Raw genomic sequence first — 2892 nt, 5'->3', positions numbered from 1 at the left:
AGGTGAGCTCGCCTTTTTCAATCTGCTCGACCAGCGCCAGTTTAAAAGTCAGCGAGTAATCGCGCTGTGTCCGTTTCACACCTTGTCCCATCGGGTTCTCCAATTTATGTGGGGGAAAGGTGTAAACCATATTCAGGACGGGACAGGTTGACTGAAAAAGCCCTGCCAATCTGGCAGGGCTTTTTGTTTTTTCAGTGTCCCGTCCTGTGTTGCGGGAACGAAGTGAGCGGAGTTATCCCCGTAGTCTCAAGGCAAGACCACAGAAGTATGTGGTGCCAAAAGCCAATAAAAACAATGCCAGTCAGGATTAACTGACTGGCATTAGGCCGTTTGGCCTCTCTTCTCTATCTGGCTGTGGTCGCAGTCAGCGATACGCTTACTTGACGCGCATACCCGGCTGAGCGCCTTCCTGCGGCTCCAGGATCCAGAGATCCTTGCCGCCCGGGCCTGCAGCCAGCACCATGCCTTCGGACATGCCGAAACGCATTTTGCGCGGAGCCAGGTTGGCCACCATGACGGTCAGCTTGCCTTCCAGATCTTCCGGGTTGTAGGCGGACTTGATACCGGCAAACACCTGACGGGTCTCGCCGCCGATATCCAGTTGCAGCTTGAGCAGCTTCTCGGCTTCCGGTACCGCTTCGGCCTTCTTGATCAGCGCGACGCGCAGGTCAATCTTGGCAAAATCGTCATAGGTGATGGTTTCGCTGATGGGGTCATCAGCTAGTGGACCGGTCACTTTCGGTGCCTGCTCTTTGGCCAGGTCTTCCTTGGAGGCCTCGATCATGGCTTCAATCTTCGCCGGCTCGATGCGGGAGAACAGTGCCTTGAACGGCGCAACGGTGTGATCGACCAGCGGCATCTCGATGCCATCCCAGCTGAGGGTTTCGGCCAGGAAGGCTTCGGCACGTTCGGCCAACAGCGGCATGACGGGCTTGAGGTAGGCCATCAGCACGCGGAACAGGTTGATGCCGACAGAGCAGACCGCCTGCAGCTCGGCGTCAGCCCCTTCCTTCTTGGCGATAACCCAGGGAGCCTTGTCGTCCACGTAGCGGTTGGCCTTGTCGGCCAGCGCCATGATTTCGCGGATGGCGCGGCTGAACTCGCGGCTCTCATAGGCTTCCGCAATAGCGGTACGGGCGTTGGCGAATTCGGCGTAGAGTTCGGGTTCGGCGCAGGTTGCCGCCAGCTTGCCGCCAAAACGTTTGGCGATAAAACCGGCGTTGCGGGAGGCGAGGTTGACCAGCTTGTTGACCACGTCGGCGTTGACGCGCTGCACGAAATCTTCGAGGTTCAGGTCCAGATCGTCGATGCGGCTATTGAGCTTGGCGGCGTAGTAGTAACGCAGGCACTCCGGATCCAGGTGGTTCAGGTAGGTGGATGCCTTGATAAAGGTGCCCTTGGACTTGGACATCTTGGCGCCGTTGACGGTCACATACCCGTGCACGTTGACCTTGGTCGGCTTGCGGAAGTTGGCACCTTCCAGCATGGACGGCCAGAACAGGCAGTGGAAGTAGGCAATGTCCTTGCCGATGAAGTGGTAGAGCTCGGCCTCGGAGTCCGCTTTCCAGTAGCTGTCAAAGTCGATGTCGCCGCGCTTGTTGCACAGGTTCTTGAACGACGCCATGTAACCGATGGGGGCATCGAGCCAGACGTAGAAGTACTTGCCCGGGGCGCCGGGAATTTCGAAACCGAAGTAGGGGGCGTCACGGGTGATGTCCCACTGCTGCAGGCCGCTTTCGAACCACTCCTGCATCTTGTTGGCCATCTCTTCCTGAATGGCGCCGGAGCCGCGCACCCACTCAGAGAGCCATTTTTCAAACTGCGGCAGGTCGAAGAAGAAGTGCTCGGAGTCCTTCATTACCGGAGTCGCGCCGGAGACGGCAGATTTCGGATCGATAAGCTCAGTCGGGCTGTAGGTGGCGCCGCAGCTGTCGCAGTTGTCGCCATACTGCTCCGGAGACTTGCACTTGGGGCAGGTACCCTTGACGAAACGGTCCGGCAGGAACATGGATTTTTCCGGATCGAACAGCTGGGAGATGGTGCGGCTCTTGATAAAGCCACCATTTTTCAGGCGGCCGTAGATCAGCTCCGCCAGCTCGCGGTTTTCGTCGCTGTGGGTGGAGTGATAGTTGTCAAAGCTGATGTTGAACCCGGCGAAGTCGGCCTGGTGCTCCTTGGAGACAGCGGCAATCATCTCTTCCGGGGTGATCCCCATCTGCTGTGCCTTGAGCATGATCGGGGTGCCGTGGGCATCATCGGCACAGATGAAGTGCACCTGATGGCCGCGCATTCGCTGATAACGAACCCAGATATCGGCCTGGATATGTTCCAGCATGTGGCCAAGATGGATGGAGCCATTGGCATAGGGGAGGGCGCAGGTTACCAGCATTTTACGAGGATCAGTTGCCATATTACGTTCTTGATGTGCTTGTTGGGATGATAGAGTGCCGTGCATGTTACCCGAATTGGGGGTAGCCTGCCTAGGGTTGTGGCTATGCCAACCTTGGCAGCACCTGCCGTTATGATGGCAGGCAAGCCACTGATTTGTGTGCGGTAACCGTTCACCTCAAGATAATGACAAGATAATGAGGAGTTAATGGTGATTGATTCAGTAAAACAGATCCTCGCCGAATTTAAGCCAGCAGGCTGGCACAAGGATCTGGTGGATGCCGGATTCGTTCGCGAGATCATCAATCAGGGTCAGGGGCTTACTATCCGGCTGGTCTTGCCGTTTGCCGGTCTCTCGCTGCTCGATCAGCTCAAAGAGAACTACGATGCCAGGCTGCGTAGTGCCACCGGCGCTGCCCGTATCGACTGGGCATTGGAGATTGACGTCGCCAGCATGCCGCGGGCGCAGGGCCTCAATGCCGTGCAGGGCATTCGCAACATCAT

1 protein-coding gene and 1 pseudogene are annotated in these 2892 nt (G+C 57.3%); one reads left to right on the top strand and one right to left on the bottom strand.

The genetic code is table 11. The features are described from left to right. Positions 1-376: 376 nt before the first annotated feature. On the bottom strand, positions 377-2410 hold the full coding sequence (metG, locus tag AB5Y85_RS07225) for a methionine--tRNA ligase (RefSeq protein WP_257688142.1): 2034 nt from the start codon (positions 2408-2410) through the stop codon (positions 377-379). A gap of 186 nt (positions 2411-2596) precedes the next feature. Here metG and AB5Y85_RS07220 point away from each other — a divergent pair. Continuing rightward, positions 2597-2892, top strand: a pseudogene (locus tag AB5Y85_RS07220) (iron-sulfur cluster carrier protein ApbC); the annotation flags it as partial.

This window comes from Aeromonas sp. R3-1 (genome assembly GCF_040908345.1).
Lineage (GTDB): Bacteria > Pseudomonadota > Gammaproteobacteria > Enterobacterales > Aeromonadaceae > Aeromonas > Aeromonas veronii.
Note: the sequence above shows the minus strand (reverse complement) of the source record. Positions and strands in the feature narration are given on the sequence as shown.